Raw genomic sequence first — 18190 nt, 5'->3', positions numbered from 1 at the left:
TCGACGCTGGGCAATCCGAATCACGAATTGCCCGATGCGACATCACTTAATTAGACCGGCTTTTTTATAGGCTGCCGCTGCGCCGGGATGCAGCGCGAGAGGTGCCGTTTGCGCCAGACTTTCAGGAGTCAAACGAGCAAGTGTGGCATGTGCTTTTTGAAGGAAAGCAAAATTTTTGAGCATCGCTTCAACGATTGCTTGTGCTTCGCTATCCTTCATTTTTGCGGAGGCAACAACAACTACGCTACCTCTAACAGTTTGAATTGCTACCGGCTCAAAGGAGTAGGTGTTGCCAGGCACATCAATTGTCGCAGTTCCGAGCTTTGTATTGAGAGTTTTAATTGCGGCAGGGCTCAAGCCAAGCATTTTGAGTGGAGTGTCACGTGCAGCACTCACTACCTGACTGGAGGGAAATGCAAGCATGTTGATGATTAAATCGATTTGACCGTTCTTGACCTGGTCGAGTCCCGTGTTGTAAGCAACATAGTTGACACGTCCGCCCCAACTTTCGATATCTTTGACTGAGAAGCCATAGGCTTCAAAAATTTGTTCCCCGGTAATCGCCATCAGTGTGCCTTTCGAGTTCAAGGCTACACGCACTGGCATTTTCTTGTCGCGGATTTGCTCAATACTCGTTATCCCTGACGCGGTTCTCGCAAAAATCTGAACAGCCGCTTGAGGGTCAATCATTGCGATCGCGCGCAAATCGCTAAGAGGCTGTTTAAAGGGATCGAGTCCTTCTAAGGCGCGCTTCGCGAACTGAGCGTGTGCAATCCCTAGTTGAACCTTACCTTGCGATACGAGGACAACGTTTCCAGATTCTCGGCCAGGTTCATAAGTAAACGAGGTGCCTGGGTACTCCTTTCGAAGGGTTTCCCCGATGACGGTGCCAATTGCACTCCACGCCCCTCCAACCGATCCGCCGGCGAGCGTTACTTTTTCTGGAGCGATGGGATTGGCATATGAAAATTGGCTAGTAAGCAATACAACACTAGAGAACAGTCCTGCGATGAGACGAGTCGTGATCATGGCGTTAGCTCCTTTTTTATGTAGTGTTCACTACATCTGCAGGATCATGCTAGTGGAGTTTTTTCCTCCTTGCAAGATTTTTTTGGTTGCAGTGAATCGCTACTAGTTTTATAGACACGTCTTAGCCTCACATTTCAGGCGTATCGTCGAAAAATACAATCCAACGTATTCAGAACCTTGTTCCTTTGGTCATGATTAGGGCTAATTTACCAAGCTCAACAAGACCGAGCTTGGCTCCGGGAGCAATTGCTAGCCGGCCTAAATTCACCGTTCTGCGATCCAATTACACCCGCTTTCTTTGAGCGGCTGCGGGCTCGCGCCAGAGGAGAGTTTTTGCTTTTGGGGGCTTATCTTCATACCGAGCACATGGCTTGCAGGTTGGCGACGTCCTTTTGAACGGACGAAACCTCGAGCGTTCAGTTACGGCAGCGTTGATTCACGAGACAGGATGGTTACAAGTTGAAACAGACTTTCAGCTAAAACTCCTTCAGAACTGACCGTCCGCTAAGGAGTTCAAAGACACGTCACGAACTGTGAACCCGTGTGTTAATGTATTACGAATTTTTTAGCTGTAGATCCTGATTAAAGTCAAGATGCGAGTCATTAAGCAGGTGGATTCCCGTAAGCATACGCGATGTTTATTTCGTAACTCTAATAGAGAGTGACTAGTCACCATGCCCCCCTCACCCGTCAAATATTTTCTCGTCAACTTGCTGGCGTTTGGTGGATTAACAGCGGTGCCAGCCTTCGCCGCAAACATTACCGTGACTGGAACTGTAGATACAACCCAAAATAATGAGGGCTCTGGCAACGTGACGGTCACGGCGTCCGGTATTATCAACACCAACGGACCGCAAAGGTTAGGTATCGAGGCTTCAGGCGACAACCTGACAATCACCAACGCAGGTGCGATCAGCACTGCAGGCTCATTCAGTTGGGGCATTAACACCTTTTCGGGAAGCCCCACAACAATCATCAACACGGGCTCGATCAGCACTACGGGCCAATTCAGCTACGGCATCTATGCCACAGGCGCGAACACCACAATTACTAACTCGGGCTCGATTAGCACCGCACAGTATGACGGCGAAGGCATCTATGCCACAGGCGCCAACGCCACGATCACCAACTCAGGCTCAATCCGCACCACGGGGCCGAGCAGCGTTGGCATCTATGCCACTGGCGCCAACGCCTCGATCACCAACTCAGGCTCTATCAGCACCACGGGCCAATACGGCTTCGGCATCGATGCTAGAGGTACCGCTACCACGATCACAAACAATGGCTCGATCAGCACCACGGGTGGGTTCAGCAACGGCATAGATCTCAGAGGTAACGGCATCACGATCACCAACAATGGCTCGATCAGCACCACGGGGTCGAACAACTCCGGTATCTATGCCACAGGCGCCAACGCTACGATCACCAACTCAGGCTCGATCACCGTGGGTATGTCCAACCACGGTATCGCCGCGGCGTCCGGAGCGATTAATACACTCAACAACGCCCAAGGGGGTGATGGCACATCCCCGTCTACTAGGGCGCTGACTTACACATCCAATTTACCCGCCAACTACAACATCATTATTAACAGCGCGAATCATTATGGGCAGTTGGCGGTCACTAACGGTATCGGCACCACTACTTTTGGTATTTCCTCGCTTTCGACAACGAGTCGTTCGATCATCAATACAACATTTGCTTCTGTTTTAACTGGTATCTCAGCGACTCAGTTAGGTCTACCTGGTCTGACTAGCTTCAGCGGTGTGACGAGTATTTATTCGTATCTCTTGACTCTGACCGACCCTGCCTTGAATATCTGGGGGCTGACGATCACAGCTTGCCAAGTTTGCAAACTCAATATTGTCAGCGGTGAGACCGTCACGTTAAGTCAGCTTTCTGGCGAACCCACTTTGATTATGGCCGGTGGTACCCTCGCGTTAAGCAATGGGGACCAATCAAGCCAGAACTTTTCTGTAGACTCTACAAGCATAATCACTGCCCCGACAACAGGATCAGCCATATTATCGGGTGTGTTTTCTGGATCTGGTGGACTAATATTTAATGGTGTTGGAACTACGATTTTGACGGGTGCTAACACCTACTCAGGTGGGACCACAGTTTCGTCAGGCGTACTACAGGGCAACACCACGAGCCTCCAAGGCGCCATTCTCAACAACAGCCAAGTGGTATTTGATCAAGCGACACAAGGTACATACTCCGGCGTCATGTCGGGCACCGGCAGCCTCGTCAAACAAAACACTGGCACGCTAATTCTGACGGGTGCCAATACCTACACAGGCGGGACGACCGTCTCGTCGGGCACCTTGTCTGTTTCAGGCGCCTCTCCTACAGGCTTTGGTAATGTTTTGGTGTCTTCAGGCGCAACACTGATGGGCACGGGCACGATAAATGGCCAGCTCACCGTGGCGGGTAATCTCAAGCCTGGCAACTCGCCGGGCTATCTCGCAGCGACCAACACCGTTACCATGAATGCTGGCTCAATTTACATGCAAGATATCGCAGGTCGTGCGCAAGCCACCAGTGCGACTCCTGTTGGTGCAACGGGCTACTACTCTGCATTGAACATCACCGGTGGACAGTTCATCATCAACTCGGGTTCGACTTTAACCCCTCGTTTATCTAATCTTTTCAATGCATCAGAGTCGGGTTATGGCAGCACACCATACACACCAGTGCTGGGCGATCGTTTCCGTATGGTGAGAGCGGACGGTGGTATCTCGGGTAAATTCTCAGCCATCACGCAACCCGCAGAGCTTGCAGCAGGCACGCAGTTCTTACCGTTCTACAACATGGCGGGCAGCAACAGCGTTGATCTGGCCGTAATCCCCACGTCCTATAAAACGACGATTTCTTCGTTGTCGGGTAACAAAAATGCTCAATCAGTTGGTGGTGCCTTGGATACGATGATCTTAGCAGTGCAGGCTGGCACGTCAACGACTGCGCAAGATCAATTATTGTATGCAACATACAACCAGAGCTTAACAAGTTTGGCATCATTTACGCAAAGCCTAGCGGGTGAAGTCTACGCAGCCACGGTTGCTGTGATTGCACAAAGCACACAGCGTGCTCAAAAAGCAGTGATGGCGAGATTGGGCGACACCATGGGCATTAGTCTTCCTAACTCGATGACCAATCCCGCAGGCAACACCGCACTTATGGCTCACTCGCAAACAGCGATCTCGGGTGGAGCACCTAGCGCAGCGGTTGGATCTAACTCTAGTGTTAATCCAAATGCAGATGCAAAGTCATTCTCGAATGGTAATGTCTGGGGTGATCTGGCGTATCAGAAGGGTAATCGTTCAAGCGATGGCCACTCGGGTGGCTGGAGCAGTAATCTGTATCAATTAGTGTTTGGTTCAGACTTCCAGACCTCAAATGACATGAGGATCGGTGGCGGTTTGGCTCTGTCTAATACCAATTTGAACCCAACATACGGCTCTGGCACCATCCAACAAGGGGCGATTTTTGCCTACGGCAAGATGTCTGTTCAGGACTACACCGTCGATGCCATGGCAAGTATTGGTCTGAACTCAAGCGATTTGTCACGTGGTGATGTCTCTGGCTTGAGCAATGGGTTCAAGAGCAAGTCGGTCTCTGGCAATGATGCCATGCTCAGTCTTGGTGTGAGTCGTCCAATCGATATGGATCAGTTCAGGATCACACCTTTTGCCCGTGTTACCTGGCAGATGGTTACGCAATCTAGTATCAATGAGGGTGATGTGGCCTCGGCGTTGAGTGTTAAGGGCTACACCGGAAACGGCGTGCGCGGGGTGATCGGCTTGGCTGCGGGCTCCAAGGACAACAATCCCATGACGGCCAAGCACACTTATCGTGCTTACGTAGGCGTGGGTGCAGACTCCTCGGGACTGTTGAATCCCACACTCAATGCATCGCTCGCAGGCATTAACACCAACATCACCACACCGAAAGCAGGCACCGCGTTTGTACAAGCAGGATTATACGGCACAGCCAAGATGTCTGAGAACACCTTTGCCTATGCAGGCATCTCCGGTGAGGCGCGCAGCGGCCAGGCAATGGGTACAGTCAATGTGGGACTGAAGGTGCAGTTTTAATAATCAGTCGCTTTAGCCATTATCTCAGGAGCAACAAAGTAGCCTTCGGGCTGCCTTGTGATGGGTGGTTCGATTCCGCCCCGAGCCACCATCTGAACCTAAAAACCCCTGCGGTTAGGCAATAGCTGCAGACGTGTGAACACTTTCCCGGCGGGCATTCAGCTCATACAACTGCTGCCCAAGATATCGGGCAATCGCACGCATACCGTAAAGCCCAGCTGCCGCTTCGGCGTCGCTGTTGTAGTTGGTATTCGTATTGACATCGTAGGTGTAGACCTCACCTCTCTCGTCAACAATAAACTCAATACCGGCAATCCCTATTCCGTTTTCGGCGATGAAGCGCTGATAACGCTTGATGATGGGGTGAGCAAAACCCTCGATGATCTGAAAGCGTGGCGCAGGCGTTTCGGGAGCAGTTTCACCCACCGGACAAAAAACATCACCAATCTGGCAGACGTCCGCCGGACAGAGCTCAAATCCTAGCGAAGTATCAACGCGCACGGCATAAAGAAAATTGCCGCCTACAAATTCGACACGCGTAATGTATGGCAGCGGCGCGCGAATGTATTCCTGGATCAACGTGATGCCGTCGATGGAGGGCTCGAACTGTGCGCTGCCCACATAGTCTTGCAGGGCATCGATATGATGGAAAAGTTTTACGCCTAGCCCTTTGCCTGCGCGATTATGTTTGGTGATGAACGAACCCGTCATCTGGCGGGCGGCTTCGATGATGTGCTGCTTGCCGACTGCAGCGATGGTGAGAGGGGTCTTGATCCCGTAATTCTGCAAAGAAACATACTGTGCGACCTTGCTAATTTCAAGCTGCAGCGCGCGGCTGCTGTTCACAACACGCCGACCGTGAGCCTCAAGCCAAGACAACACTGCTGCCGTGTATTCCGGCGCGAAGCGGTGATCGCGAGTGTGCGATGAAGCACTCATACGATTGTAAAAAACTCCCTCGGGCGGAGGCACGGACAAATCCAGTTTGCCCTCGTCCAGAAACCACTCCTCGTAAGGTAATTCCAGCTCGCGAAAAGCTACTTGTAACGGCTCCACCCACGCGGAGTTCTCATGGATCACATAAATTTTCGACATGTCTCATCTTTACGATGCCGGTTACACAAACGCTATCCGGAACGGCATATCCGGACAATCCGACAGCATAATAAAAACTCTTCAAAATCAAAACGACATTCTTATAATTTCTTTATAACCAATTAGTCTCAACGTTTCTTATGAGGGGGTTCTGTAAATTTAGTCGGCCCTCTTGAATTTGAGCGGTGCTGCCTGCTACTGATCTCATCCCAAAATTCTGAATACTCAATCATTTGCTGAGCAGTTTTTAAGGGACCAGACTCAAAAAGAGATACGCTGCAAATACTACTAAATGCACTGCGCCTTGAAGTATCGTTGCACGACCGACCGCGATCGTTAAGATGCTTAGTAAAAACGTCAGTCCTAAAAAAGTCATACCTAATGCATCGACACCCAAGCTTATGGGCAAATCAAACAAGATCGAAACGAAAGCAACGGCTGGAATAGTGAGTCCAATACTTGCTAAAGCCGAACCAAGGGATAAATTCAAGCTGGTCTGCAGCCGATTATCGATTGCAGCACGCGTCGCCGCGACACCCTCGGGCAACAAGACGAGTAAGGCGATGGCAATTCCCACGACCGCGCGTGGCGCACCCATTTTGTCGATTGCTAGTTCAATAGACGGGCTCAGAGCCTTGGCTAGGAGAATCACTGAAATTAACGAAATCAGCAATAGAATGCCGCTGACAAGTGTTTTTGCATTCGAAGGAGGGGAAGTATGGCTGATGGGATGCGCAGACTCAGCTTCCCGTTGTTGCAAAAAATAGTCACGATGCCGTATTGTTTGAACGAAAACATAGGTAACGTACAGTACTAAAGACAGAACGCCAGCAAATATCAATTGACTATCTGAAAAGGTAGGACCTAGCGTTGTAGTCGTAAAATTAGGCATTACCAGGGTCAGAACTGCCAGTGCAATCAAGACGGTCAAGCTCGAGTTACTGCCCTCAATGCGAAACGACAAAACGCGGTGCCGTAAGCCACCTAAAAATATCGATATACCAATAATGCCATTCATGACAATCATGACAGTGGCAAAAACAGCATCGCGAGCGATTACGGCGCCTTCCTCATCTGCCGACAACATAATTGAAACAATTAAAGCGACCTCAATGATTGTGACGCATAACGCTAAAACAAGAGTACCAAATGGTTCGCCTGTTTTATGCGCGATCACTTCCGCCTGATGGACAGCAAGGATCACTGCAGTGATCAATAGAACTGCCATTAAGATGATTTGCCACAGCGCTTCTGGATATGGGAGCATTGCTCATTATCGCCTATCGTTGAAACTGATTGTTAATTTAAACAAAGACGTCAAAACCCTGGCCCGCTAATGTCCAGCGGCGATTCCGTTACCGTATAAAGAATAGCGCGTGGCACATACAAAGATCTACTCTTCTAATAGACTTCTTAGCATCCAAGCAGTTTTTTCATGGATATCTTGTCGCTGAGTCAGCAGATCTGCTGTAGGTTGATCGTTTGCTTTTTCAACGACGGGGAACAGTTTACGAGCAGTTCTCGCAGTAGCCTCCTGAGCCTTGACAAGATACTTGACCATATCCATTGCCTTGGGCACTCCGTCAATTTCTTTGATAGAGGTTAGTTTTGATAGCTCCTTATAAGTACCCGGTGCCGGCTCTCCAAGCGCCCTGATTCGTTCCGCTATTAAATCAAGTGCTGCCCACTGCTCTGTATATTGAGCCATGAACATGGTGTGAAGGGTGTTAAACATCGGACCCTTCACATTCCAATGGAAGTTATGCGTCATCAAATATAAGGAATAGCTATCAGCCAAAAGCTCTGATAGTCCCTTAGCAATCGCTTTGCGGTCTTTTTCGCTAATGCCAATATCTATCACGGTTTTTTTTGCTTTGCTGTTCATAATTTTCCCTTGAGTGGACGCAATGATTCATACAATGGTGATATTGACTCTAATAGTGCCATGAGTAGCCTCTAAATAGGGATAAACCTGACGAGCCGCATCAACTATGTCTTTAACAAATGCCGAAAGAAGTCAATAATTCCAAGGATTATTAATTTGCTATGATCAATCTCATTCAATCACTGCCTAATCGATATGATCGCATCAACAGACATAAACTTACAACTCGTTAAGTTTTTGCCCGCCTTATTTGCTATTTCGATCACTTTCTTTTTGGGGTCTGGATGGCTTTTAGGACGGTATCGTGCAAAAAAATTTGGCGGTACTGAGGTGGTTATTGAAGATGCCCTGTTCACAGCCATCTTTGGCTTGTCTGCCTTGGTTTTGGGCCTTACTTTTTCGAACGCATCCAATCACTACGAGACTCGTAGCGAAGGTGTTCGTGCCCAAGCAAATGCTATCAAAGAAGTCTACGAATCTACTCATTATTTACAACCGACAGATCAGGCAGCGATACAAGAATCCTTGAGCAGACTTTTGACTCTTCGCATACAGACTTATTCAGATCTCAAAAACATGAATGACATTGCGATTGCGACTGACCGTTTGGCTAAGCTAGTAAGGCAGATAAACGTGGATGTTGCAAAAGCAGTTGCAGTTGCGCCCTCGGAAAACAAAGCTTTGTTGTTTGAAACCATTACTCTCCAAACGCGAAATTTGGTCTCCACCTTTCACTCGGCCGACATAAAAACAAAATCGCATCCGCCAATTTTAATGATGCGGTTTATATATACCTTGTTGTGCGTTGCCTCACTATTAATTGGTTACACCGTGGCGATGAGGGGTGAAACCGACTGGTTCTTGGCGATGGTGTATTTACTGCTGATGGGGTTTGGAATTTACGTCATCCTAGCCCTCGAGTACCCCAATTTATTAATGCCCTTTGATGAGTTCAATGAGGATTTGTTACGACTGAGGAATTCCCTGGGGCCCGTATAAATAATTAAACCTTGGTCGATTTTGCCTCGATCCAGCATCTGAAACTGAAAAAACCCCGCGTTTGCGCAGGGTTTTTTACTTTTAAACGAACGAAATATCGAGCGTCTAGTCGAGTTTGATGCCTAATCTTTTTGTAATGCTGCCGTATTTTCCAACCTCATTTTTAATCAAGCTGGCAAATTGCTCGGGCGTGTTACTGGTTGCATCAGCGCCGTTTTTATCCATTGCGGCTTTGAAATCAGCAGTTGCCGCAATAGCTACAAGCTCTTTATTCAATTTATCGATGATTGGCTTTGGTGTACCTGCTGGGGCCAATACGCCTAACCATAAAGCCGCTTCAAAACCGGGATAACCTAGTTCTGCAACGGTAGGCGTTTCTGGAAGTGCGGATGATCGCGTGGAACTACCCACCGCAAGTGCACGCAGTTTATTGGTTTTAGCGTGCTGCAATAGAGCGGGCATAGACCCAAAGAGCACCTCCACCTGATTGGAGAGAATGGCTAAGTCAGCAGCAGCATTACCTTTGTATGGGATGTGCGTCATTTTCATGCCAGTCACATCGTTTAGCATTTCCGTGGCAAGCTGGGTCGTGGAGCCATTGCCTGCCGAGGCATAATTCAGTTTGCCAGGTTGACTTTTAACTAATGCGACGAGTTCGGCCAAGGATTTTGCAGGCACTTGCGGGTTTACGACCAGCAAGTATGGCGTCACCGCCACAAGGGAGATTGGGGAAAAGCTCTTGATTGGGTCATAGCCGAGCTTGGAGTATGCGCCAGGCGCTACTGCCATCGTACTGGTTGTACCCAGCGTGAGTGTGTAGCCGTCAGGAGCTGCTTTAGCGGCAGCATCAGTACCAATCGTGCCACCTGCACCACCTCTATTTTCCACGACAATACTCTGACCTAAACGTTCACTCAGTTTTTGCGCAACGATCCGCCCAACAATATCGGTTGATCCTCCTGCAGGGAAACCAATAATTAGGCGTATGGGTTTATTGGGATACTCAGATTGCGCATGCGAAACAAGAGAGGTGCCTAGTAAGAGAGCCGCCATTAGAACGCGCGGTACATGTTGGGTTAGTTTTCGCTTCATTTTAAAGGTCTCCTAAGTTCTTATTTTGGGGAAGTCTTGTGAACAAAGTAGCATAAACGTTTGTAAACTACCATTTGATTTGATAATTTTTTATATTAAAAGTCTCATTGTTTTTCAAACAAAAACCCCATTTATGCAGATCATGCTTAAGGTATCCAGTTATTGTAAAACTCAACTTCAACGCCTAGCATTGGGGTATGCAAAAAAAATACCTAGTTGCACACAGCGTCGAAAATCAAGAACAAAACCGCTGTGTCGATATCATTCAAGATCTGAATGGGATGTTTCGGTTTCAAGAATGGCGCCGCGAACCTGAAGACATGAGCGGCTGGATTCTGATGTTAGATAGCGCGCCCAAGTCCTTTAATTCTAAGACTGAAGCTATCACAACGGCAAAACGGGTCATCTCTTGGTTTGATGCACTGAATAGCTAGATATCGCCCTTTCTTAGACTAACTAAATGAAACCAACCTCAACCCTCTGCCATTAACCGGAAAATCAAATGAATAGGTCCGTTGCCGCTAAAGGAACAACTCCCCTTGCAACATTACCACTTGATTCCACAGCCATTTCCGGTATAAAAGCAGAGGCACTTCAGGTTTTGGCTAAATGGATTCAAGCTTTTAATGCCTCAGACATTGAGGGAATAGTTAGTCTTTATGCCACTGATGCATTGTTCATTGGAACTGGCAGCAAAGAAGTTGGAACGAACCCTGAATACTTTCGAAAGTATTTCCAAAGTCTCAAAAGAGATATGCCAAGAGGCGCCCAGTTAAAGAGCTATTCCACCATGGAGCTCTCGAGTACAGTAGTGCTAATTAGCGGAATGGACACAGTAAGCGGTACGAAAGATGGAGCGACCTTTTACCGCCAAGGTAGGACATCATTCGTGTTGGCCAAGCGTGACGAAAAATGGCAGATCGTTCAATTTCATCGATCTGCGGTGCCTGATTAAGAGCAATGGATGAATATCAACACTGACTACAGTAAGAGAGTCGTAATCAATCATCACGACCTACCTTGGATTCCTAGTCCGGAGTCAGGTATTGAGCGACGAATGCTCGAGCGTGTGGGTGATGAGGTAGCGAAAGCGACTTCAATCGTTCGATACCAACCTGGATCTAAGTTCCAAAGTCATACCCATGAATATGGTGAAGAGATATTCGTTTTAGACGGAGTATTTAGCGATGAAGCAGGCGACTATCCTGCTGGCACTTACATCATGAACCCGCCGGGCTCCTCGCATGCACCGCGTAGCGAAACAGGCTGTACCCTTTTTGTGAAGCTACGACACCTTGGTGCAGATCAAGTTCAGAGAGAGGTACTAAACACTGCAACAGCGAATTGGTACCAAGGCATGGTGCCAGGCCTAACTGTGATGCCCCTCATGCAGCAGGGTACTGGATCGACTTTAGTTCGATGGGCACCTCAAACATATTTCAATCCACATAAACATTATGGTGGCGAAGAGATATTTGTCGTTGACGGCGTGTTTGAAGACGAGCACGGGCGCTACCCTGCGGGATCATGGATCAGAAGTCCTCACATGAGCATGCACCAGCCATTCAGCAAAGAGGGCTGTACCATCTTCGTTAAGACTGGACATCTACTCGTCTGATTGGGAGCGCTGGCAACGGCGAGACGAATTTGTATTGTCACAACATCTCAAGGCTAAAGGGCTAACCAACCATTTTCCATAGGCAGTATGGCACCATTCATCTGCCCACCGGTAGCTGTGCACAAAAATAGGGCGAGCTCTGCGAGGTGTTTGGCTGGAATTAACTTTCCACCAGGTTGCTTGCCGTGCAAAAACTCTGCTGTCGCAAGATCCCAATCGATATTTTTTTCGTGCATCAAGGCACGGATTCTGCTTTCTATATTTGGAGTGAGCACAGACCCAGGACACAGGGCATTACAGGTAATGTTTTGACCCACAACCTCTGCGGCAATCGCACGCGTCAGACCGATTAGCGCGCTTTTTGTCGTGACATAGTCAATGCGATTGGGGGTACCTCGCTGACCATAGACTGAAGTCATGTTGATCACACGTCCCCAGCCCGACTTTCGCATGCCAGGCAAAAAAGCTTTCACGAAATGAAATGGTGCACTGAGATTGACCGCAAGAGCCTGATTCCAACGGTCAGTGGGAAACGTCTCAATCGCTGAAAAGTGTCGAGTCACTGCATTATTGACCAAGATGTCAATACAGCCGAACTGCTCAAGAGCTATCGCAGCAATCTGCTCAATTTCTTTGGGATCTTGTAAATCCTTTTGAAGATACAGCGCAGTCACACCGAACGATCGCATCGTAGCAAGGTGCTCAGCAACGACACTCGGGTCCTCAAGTCCATGCAGCACAATATGACAGCCCGCTGACGCGAGCTCCTGTGCAATGGCCAAACCAATACCACCACTCGAACCCGTGATGAGTGCCGCTTTACCTTTGAGCATGCTCTAGTCCTAAGAAACAAAACAACCAATACTCACTGTGCAGTCATGCCCGATTTTTTAACAAGATCCTTGGACGCTGTCAGATCACGCTGTATTTGGTCCGCAAACTCCTTTGACGTACTTGGCGAAGCGTTGAGTCCCAACCCATCCAAACGCGCCTTGACTGCGGGATCATTTAAAGCTGTGACGAGATCCTTGTTGAGTTCCTCAACAACCTTTGCAGGTGTGCCAGCTGGCACAGCATAGCCATACCACTCAGGCATTTTCCCTAGATCAGGAAACCCCGCCTGCGAGGCGGTCGGCGTGTCCGGCAGTACCGACACGCCATCAGGTCCGAACATCACTAGGCCCACGAGCTTACCCGCACGCACATGTGGTGCGACTGACGTCGGATTTGCGACAAACAGACCAATGTGCCCGGCCAACACATCCACGATACCAGGGCCAGCGCCCTTATAGGCAACATGCATCATGTCGACGCCCGTCACCGCTTTAAACATCTCGCCGGTCAACTGAGGACCAGAAGCACTGGAGCCATAGGACAACTTGCCAGGTTGCGTTTTTGCTAATGCGATAAATTCCTTTAGATTTTTAACATTCAAGTTAGGATTCGCCACCAATACAAACGGTTGCTGTGTACCACGCGTAATCGGGATGAAGTCCTTGATTGGATCAAACCCCGTATCTTTATAAATATGTGGATTCACAGTAAACGCACCTTGATGTGCAAGTACGATCGTATAGCCATCAGGTGGGGCTTTGGCCGCATATGCAGTTCCAATGTTCCCTTGAGCACCTGCACGATTTTCAACAATGACTTGTTGTTTCCAGAGTTGCGTTAACTTTTCGGCAAGAATCCGTGACACGGCATCGGTCCCACCACCAGGTGGAAACGGAACAACAATCTTGACAGGCTTCGTAGGATTAAAAGCGGAGTCTGCCCAAGCAGGCACAGAAACACCCAAGCACATCACAAGTAAAGCTAATATTTTTTTCATTATTGTCTCCTTAGGGAATCGTTTTTTTACTTTATAGAGTAATTACAGGAAATACGCGACAACCAATTGCTAAATCAAGAATTCGATTTTGGGATTTGCCAGCCCGCCAACTGCTCACTTAGACGCGCCACCTCAGTATGATCAACATTCGGGCCTAATACTCCCTTGGCACCAGACCATAAGTCTAAGCATAAATTACCAAAAGGTGCGGGTACGCCAAGATTTCGTGCAAGACCCATTGCAATAGCGATGTCCTTGACCATCATATGCAAGGGAAAACCAGAATCAAACTTACGGGAGAGCACATATTGTTTAAATTTTTTCTGAGTGCTGTTATTCATCCCAGTCGAACTATTCAACACATCAACCATCACGGTCGGATCTAATCCAAATTTTGAACCAATGATTAGCGCTTCGATTCCGATCAGATAACCCGCGCATGAAACTAGATTGTTGAGCGCCTTCATCGCATGCCCCGATCCTAGCGGACCGGTTCGTGTGACTATCCCCATCAGTGACAGCAGCGGCTCCGCCCGCTCAACGGAAGCAGCTTCCCCACCCGTCATAATAGTAAGTGTGCCATTCTGCGCCCGAGGAACGGCACCAGAAACCGGAGCATCAATGAATAGAATATTCAAAGCCTCCAATCTTTGACCCATCGACAAGGTCATGTTCGGCTGCCCAGAAGTCATGTCGATAATCATCGCATTCTTTTTTAAACGACTGACTAAGCCATTTTGTCCGAACAGCACTTCCTCAACTACGCCGCTATTAGGCAAGATCATCACAACATAGTCCGCGTCTGAGCCGAGTTGCTCTAAAGACAGCTCGGTCTGTTTGCCATGTTGAGCGCTAAATGCCTCGACGCGTTGTGGGTTGCTGTCAAATACGCGTACAACATGCCCTCCCTCATGCAACCGCTGGGCCATAGGCCCTCCCATCGCACCAACGCCGATGAAGTGAACGACGGACGAGATTTTCTTATCGTGTGCCTGCATAGTCCCCTCTCCTTCACCCTAACAAGCAAACGCCAACAGTGCGAACTAACGCTCTAATGAACAAACCATCAGATATTGATATTTAACAAATAAAGCCTATGGTTTCATCCGTGCTAGCTACCTGGCAATAAATCCAGTTGATTGACTTCAGTTCATTGTCATGAATCTCATCCGTCGCGGCAGCGCAAGCGTCGTGGCAAACTGTAACGTCAAAACTTTCGTCAGCCAGACTTCGTACCGTGCTTGATACGCATTGGTCAGTAAATATCCCCACGCAAATGACATGTTCAATCCCTAAGTTACGTAGGATGAGACGAAGATTTGTCCCGGTGAGCGCGCTATCGGTCGTCTTTAGTACGACAATTTCCTCAGGTTTCGGTCTCAATACATCAATGATCTGACTTGCCCACTCGTCTTTAGGCAACAAAAGATTGTTGAATCCCGGCTTACGTTGTGAAAGCGAGCGATCGCGTCCATCTGGCGTTTGACAGGCGATGCGAGCGAACATGACATTCATCGCTCGCGCCCGCGCGGTTTCAATCAAGCGCTTGATATTGGGAACGACCTGAGTGTGCATGCGCGCCATAAACGGCTCCCAGCGTCCGCGCTCAAGCGGATCCGAGGACTCAGTTAGATAAGCGTTTTGAACATCTATGATGAGCAAAGCAGTGCTTTTGGGATCTAGCGTCAGATCTTGTGGAATGGGCGCGTGCTCGTAATAAAACGAACGGTAAGCGGTTTTCCAGCTTTCTTGGGCCATGGCTGACTCTCCGGCACGCGACATATATTGCGGTAAAGTATAGACAAATCAAACGCGTCGAAGCAATCATTCTTCGACAATATAAACGGAGTACACATGGCCGAATCCTCTCGCCGTAGTTTTTTGAAAACCTCTGCTGTAGGGGTCGCAACGATTGCGGGCACGTCTGGTGTGGCCATTACCGCTGTCCAAGCCCAAACAAGCAACTCCCAGACAACGATGACGCTGAAGGCAAATGAGATTTCCAAAAAGTTGTTTGTAGACGATGGATTGGCGATAGAGATTGCTGAGAAGCCTACTATTTCAAAACTAGCGACGGGCTTAGATCGCACGATGGTGTTAGGCGGTGGGGGGGAATATTACATAGCTTGGTACTGTGGTTTCTTTCACGGCCTTTACGAAGCCGGTTTGGATATGGCCAAAATCCCTGAGATGGTTGTTGGCACTTCTGCCGGATCTTATATGGGTTCGTCGCTACTTTCGGGCGAGTTCGCTCGTCTGCGGACCGAGTTTGAATTTTTTGGTAAGTTTCCCGAAATCTTCGCCAGAATTGCACCCGTCACCAAACCAAATATCAGTCAACAAAGAGCTGATCAAGTCAATATGAGTGCGACCGATGGCAGCATTGAGACGCGCAAGATAATTGGACACGCGGCGTTAGCCGCCAACAACAAGTTAAACAGCGATCATATTGAAAAGGTTGCTGCATTGTTAACAGGTGACAGTAAGACCGACTGGCCCACAAGTCGAATGTATACAACCGGCATTGACTGCTATACAGGCGAGCGACTTGTGGTCGGGCAACAAACGGCTAGAAAAAATAATATCCCCTTGGCACATGGTGCGGCGGCAAGTAGTTCGTTGCCCGGTGTTGCTGGACCAACCTTGCTGGGTCAGCGTTATGTCATGGATGGCGGCATTTGCTCAAATCCTGCACACGTAGATTTAGTCGCCGGCTCTAAAAGAGCACTCGTCATTACTTTGACAGATGGTGTCACCGGAGCAATACTCACCACGATCCCTCATCCGGTCGCTCAGAATATTAAGGACATTGAAGCGACCGGGACAAAGGTAAACTGGATCGTTGCTGGCACGCCTGCCGGACTAGACCTCCTAGATCCAAAGCAGATCGCGGGTGCACTACGCACTGGCTACGAGCGAGCAAAGACTGAAGCTACCAAAATTAAAGAGTTTTGGGCTTAGGAACACAGTTCTTTGGCGAGGCTATCCAGTAAATACTCAAGACGGAATCGTTTGAAATAGAAAAATTCAGAATACCAAATATTTAAACAATTAATTCTCCGTTTAGTTCTCTGATACGCTCATCTAAATAGTAGCCACCATACTCTGTGTAATGTAGGAACGTTCTTTTGCAACTAGAACATTCACGAACATCCGAGCGATTGTAGGGATGGTGTTCGATTGCAATGGGGGCTAGTTCGGACCACAGATGAGTGCCCGCCGGGTGATACTCATCCCAACATTCCGCTGCCTCGTCGCTCTTAAGTGTTCCCACAATCTGTAGCTTGCTAAGGTCGTAATAGCCTGGCACCGACACCCAACCCGGGCATGACAGTGTTGAGCATTCAGCGCATGCTGTGGCAGCCTTCGAAGCCTTTGCAATTTCTCGCAGCTGATCTTTATTTAATTTTGTTATCACTTAGGCAAACTCGTACATTCGCGAAGCTCGATTCAACTTCCGCATATCTTAAGCTTAAACTTCGGTGCCTGTTGAAGGTATTTTGTCCTCATGTTATGTGGGGCGAATGCAAGAATTTCCGAAATAAATAGCTATGCTGTTTTCATGAGTAATTTCCTAGATCCTGCTATTCTTTTTTTTGTGTTTGGTGCTTTTGCTGGCGCCGTCAAATCCAATCTAGAAATCCCTCAACCAATCGCTAGATTTTTGTCCCTTTACCTACTGATGGCGCTAGGTTTGAAGGGCGGCTTTGCCTTAAACAATTCGGGTTTTACCCTTGAGATTGGGCTAGCGCTTGGCCTCGCAGTATTTCTGGCAATCATCATCCCTCTATTAGGTTATGTGGTTCTCAGGACTAAATTGAATAACTATGAGTCAGCTGCCGTTGCTGCCACCTACGGTTCGGTTAGCGCAGTCACGTTCATTACAGCGACTCAAGCACTTGACCACTATGGCATTGCGTTCGGTGGGCATATGGCTGCCGCAATGGCATTGATGGAGTCACCTGCAATCATCCTTGCCATTTTGCTAGCAAACAAAGCCAGAGCTTCAAGTACACAGACAAAGCCTGCTGGTGGTATGTCTAAGGTCCTTCATGAATCCTTTACCGATGGCGCACAGCTTCTCTTACTGGGGTCAATGATCGTTGGCTTAGTCAGCGGTGAGGATGGCGAACAGTTGATGGCGCCATTTTCAATTGATCTATTCAAAGGAATGCTCGCCTTTTTTCTACTTGATATGGGCTTGATGGCGGCCAAGAACTTTGGCGGATTAAAGGGCAAGCCATCCATTACATGGTGTTATGCAATTGGAGCTCCTTTAGTTCACGCCGCAATTGCCTTAGGCTTATGCAAGTTGGTGGGATTACCGTTGGGCGACACTGTTCTATTAATGGTGTTGGCTGCAAGCGCCTCTTACATTGCCGTGCCAGCGGTGTTAAGACACGCGCTGCCAGAGGTCAATCCCGCCCTATACATGGGGATGTCCTTAGGAATTACCTTTCCTCTGAACATCATCTTCGGAATCCCTCTGTACACCTATATCGCCAAGCTCACTTATTAGCTAGGCGTGTCGCTTTTTAAAATCT

Annotated in this window: 16 protein-coding genes; 7 read left to right on the top strand and 9 right to left on the bottom strand. The window is 48.4% G+C overall.

From position 1 onward, the window contains the following. Window positions 1-42 precede the first annotated feature (42 nt). Window positions 43-1029 (bottom strand): TAXI family TRAP transporter solute-binding subunit, encoded by a 987-nt coding sequence (locus tag KZZ10_RS06615; RefSeq protein ID WP_259660695.1) that lies wholly within the window; start codon window positions 1027-1029, stop codon window positions 43-45. Window positions 1030-1703: 674 nt separating this feature from the next. On the opposite strand from KZZ10_RS06615, the gene KZZ10_RS06610 reads away from it, so the two are divergent. Further along, window positions 1704-5126, top strand: coding sequence for an autotransporter domain-containing protein (locus KZZ10_RS06610; RefSeq protein WP_259660694.1), 3423 nt, complete (start codon window positions 1704-1706; stop codon window positions 5124-5126). A 114-nt stretch (window positions 5127-5240) separates the two neighbouring features. Here KZZ10_RS06610 and KZZ10_RS06605 read toward each other — a convergent pair whose 3' ends face one another. The 3 genes from KZZ10_RS06605 to KZZ10_RS06595 all read right to left on the bottom strand — a co-directional run bounded on the left by KZZ10_RS06605 (window position 5241) and on the right by KZZ10_RS06595 (window position 8106). After that, window positions 5241-6221 carry an ATP-grasp domain-containing protein gene (locus KZZ10_RS06605; protein WP_259660693.1) on the bottom strand — a complete coding sequence of 327 codons (981 nt, stop codon included), beginning with the start codon at window positions 6219-6221 and terminating at the stop codon, window positions 5241-5243. Window positions 6222-6468: 247 nt separating this feature from the next. Beyond that, window positions 6469-7488 (bottom strand): calcium:cation antiporter, encoded by a 1020-nt coding sequence (locus KZZ10_RS06600; protein WP_259660692.1) that lies wholly within the window; start codon window positions 7486-7488, stop codon window positions 6469-6471. A 126-nt stretch (window positions 7489-7614) separates the two neighbouring features. Then, window positions 7615-8106, bottom strand: coding sequence for a Dps family protein (locus tag KZZ10_RS06595; RefSeq protein ID WP_259660691.1), 492 nt, complete (start codon window positions 8104-8106; stop codon window positions 7615-7617). Window positions 8107-8301: 195 nt separating this feature from the next. Between KZZ10_RS06595 and KZZ10_RS06590 the strand changes: the two genes are divergently transcribed. After that, on the top strand, window positions 8302-9105 hold the full coding sequence (locus tag KZZ10_RS06590; RefSeq protein WP_259660690.1) for a hypothetical protein: 804 nt from the start codon (window positions 8302-8304) through the stop codon (window positions 9103-9105). A 105-nt stretch (window positions 9106-9210) separates the two neighbouring features. On the opposite strand, the gene KZZ10_RS06585 is transcribed toward KZZ10_RS06590, so the two are convergent. Beyond that, window positions 9211-10197, bottom strand: coding sequence for a Bug family tripartite tricarboxylate transporter substrate binding protein (locus KZZ10_RS06585; protein WP_259660689.1), 987 nt, complete (start codon window positions 10195-10197; stop codon window positions 9211-9213). A gap of 197 nt (window positions 10198-10394) precedes the next feature. Between KZZ10_RS06585 and KZZ10_RS06580 the strand changes: the two genes are divergently transcribed. The 3 genes from KZZ10_RS06580 to KZZ10_RS06570 all read left to right on the top strand — a co-directional run bounded on the left by KZZ10_RS06580 (window position 10395) and on the right by KZZ10_RS06570 (window position 11815). After that, on the top strand, window positions 10395-10631 hold the full coding sequence (locus KZZ10_RS06580) for a hypothetical protein (protein WP_259660688.1): 237 nt from the start codon (window positions 10395-10397) through the stop codon (window positions 10629-10631). A gap of 68 nt (window positions 10632-10699) precedes the next feature. Then, window positions 10700-11152, top strand: coding sequence for an SgcJ/EcaC family oxidoreductase (locus KZZ10_RS06575; RefSeq protein WP_259660687.1), 453 nt, complete (start codon window positions 10700-10702; stop codon window positions 11150-11152). 9 nt (window positions 11153-11161) lie between these two features. After that, complete coding sequence (locus KZZ10_RS06570) at window positions 11162-11815, top strand: cupin domain-containing protein (protein ID WP_259660686.1); 654 nt, start codon at window positions 11162-11164, stop codon at window positions 11813-11815. Window positions 11816-11868: 53 nt separating this feature from the next. Here KZZ10_RS06570 and KZZ10_RS06565 read toward each other — a convergent pair whose 3' ends face one another. The 4 genes from KZZ10_RS06565 to KZZ10_RS06550 all read right to left on the bottom strand — a co-directional run bounded on the left by KZZ10_RS06565 (window position 11869) and on the right by KZZ10_RS06550 (window position 15404). Then, window positions 11869-12648: an SDR family NAD(P)-dependent oxidoreductase gene (locus KZZ10_RS06565; RefSeq protein ID WP_259660685.1), complete on the bottom strand. Its 780-nt coding sequence runs from the start codon at window positions 12646-12648 to the stop codon at window positions 11869-11871. 32 nt (window positions 12649-12680) lie between these two features. Beyond that, window positions 12681-13646, bottom strand: a complete 966-nt coding sequence (locus KZZ10_RS06560) for a Bug family tripartite tricarboxylate transporter substrate binding protein (RefSeq protein WP_259660684.1) — start codon at window positions 13644-13646, stop codon at window positions 12681-12683. Between the two features lie 74 nt (window positions 13647-13720). Continuing rightward, window positions 13721-14644 carry an NAD(P)-dependent oxidoreductase gene (locus KZZ10_RS06555; RefSeq protein ID WP_259660683.1) on the bottom strand — a complete coding sequence of 308 codons (924 nt, stop codon included), beginning with the start codon at window positions 14642-14644 and terminating at the stop codon, window positions 13721-13723. An 82-nt stretch (window positions 14645-14726) separates the two neighbouring features. Continuing rightward, window positions 14727-15404, bottom strand: a complete 678-nt coding sequence (locus KZZ10_RS06550; RefSeq protein WP_259660682.1) for a cysteine hydrolase family protein — start codon at window positions 15402-15404, stop codon at window positions 14727-14729. A 96-nt stretch (window positions 15405-15500) separates the two neighbouring features. Here KZZ10_RS06550 and KZZ10_RS06545 point away from each other — a divergent pair, with 96 nt between their 5' ends. Continuing rightward, window positions 15501-16607 (top strand): patatin-like phospholipase family protein, encoded by a 1107-nt coding sequence (locus KZZ10_RS06545; protein WP_259660681.1) that lies wholly within the window; start codon window positions 15501-15503, stop codon window positions 16605-16607. A gap of 601 nt (window positions 16608-17208) precedes the next feature. Beyond that, on the top strand, window positions 17209-18165 hold the full coding sequence (locus tag KZZ10_RS06540; RefSeq protein ID WP_259660680.1) for a sodium-dependent bicarbonate transport family permease: 957 nt from the start codon (window positions 17209-17211) through the stop codon (window positions 18163-18165). Window positions 18166-18190 lie beyond the last annotated feature (25 nt).

It is taken from the genome of Zwartia hollandica (genome assembly GCF_019923725.1).
Taxonomy (GTDB): Bacteria; Pseudomonadota; Gammaproteobacteria; order Burkholderiales; family Burkholderiaceae_B; genus Zwartia; species Zwartia hollandica.
Note: the sequence above shows the minus strand (reverse complement) of the source record. Positions and strands in the feature narration are given on the sequence as shown.

What these genes read in the sequence shown, in the direction of transcription:
- KZZ10_RS06615 (WP_259660695.1), bottom strand. Translation starts at nt 1,029, where the DNA reads ATGATCACGACTCGTCTCATCGCAGGACTGTTCTCTAGTGTTGTATTG.
- KZZ10_RS06610 (WP_259660694.1), top strand. Translation starts at nt 1,704, where the DNA reads ATGCCCCCCTCACCCGTCAAATATTTTCTCGTCAACTTGCTGGCGTTT.
- KZZ10_RS06605 (WP_259660693.1), bottom strand. Translation starts at nt 6,221, where the DNA reads ATGTCGAAAATTTATGTGATCCATGAGAACTCCGCGTGGGTGGAGCCG.
- KZZ10_RS06600 (WP_259660692.1), bottom strand. Translation starts at nt 7,488, where the DNA reads ATGCTCCCATATCCAGAAGCGCTGTGGCAAATCATCTTAATGGCAGTT.
- KZZ10_RS06595 (WP_259660691.1), bottom strand. Translation starts at nt 8,106, where the DNA reads ATGAACAGCAAAGCAAAAAAAACCGTGATAGATATTGGCATTAGCGAA.
- KZZ10_RS06590 (WP_259660690.1), top strand. Translation starts at nt 8,302, where the DNA reads ATGATCGCATCAACAGACATAAACTTACAACTCGTTAAGTTTTTGCCC.
- KZZ10_RS06585 (WP_259660689.1), bottom strand. Translation starts at nt 10,197, where the DNA reads ATGAAGCGAAAACTAACCCAACATGTACCGCGCGTTCTAATGGCGGCT.
- KZZ10_RS06580 (WP_259660688.1), top strand. Translation starts at nt 10,395, where the DNA reads ATGCAAAAAAAATACCTAGTTGCACACAGCGTCGAAAATCAAGAACAA.
- KZZ10_RS06575 (WP_259660687.1), top strand. Translation starts at nt 10,700, where the DNA reads ATGAATAGGTCCGTTGCCGCTAAAGGAACAACTCCCCTTGCAACATTA.
- KZZ10_RS06570 (WP_259660686.1), top strand. Translation starts at nt 11,162, where the DNA reads ATGAATATCAACACTGACTACAGTAAGAGAGTCGTAATCAATCATCAC.
- KZZ10_RS06565 (WP_259660685.1), bottom strand. Translation starts at nt 12,648, where the DNA reads ATGCTCAAAGGTAAAGCGGCACTCATCACGGGTTCGAGTGGTGGTATT.
- KZZ10_RS06560 (WP_259660684.1), bottom strand. Translation starts at nt 13,646, where the DNA reads ATGAAAAAAATATTAGCTTTACTTGTGATGTGCTTGGGTGTTTCTGTG.
- KZZ10_RS06555 (WP_259660683.1), bottom strand. Translation starts at nt 14,644, where the DNA reads ATGCAGGCACACGATAAGAAAATCTCGTCCGTCGTTCACTTCATCGGC.
- KZZ10_RS06550 (WP_259660682.1), bottom strand. Translation starts at nt 15,404, where the DNA reads ATGGCCCAAGAAAGCTGGAAAACCGCTTACCGTTCGTTTTATTACGAG.
- KZZ10_RS06545 (WP_259660681.1), top strand. Translation starts at nt 15,501, where the DNA reads ATGGCCGAATCCTCTCGCCGTAGTTTTTTGAAAACCTCTGCTGTAGGG.
- KZZ10_RS06540 (WP_259660680.1), top strand. Translation starts at nt 17,209, where the DNA reads ATGAGTAATTTCCTAGATCCTGCTATTCTTTTTTTTGTGTTTGGTGCT.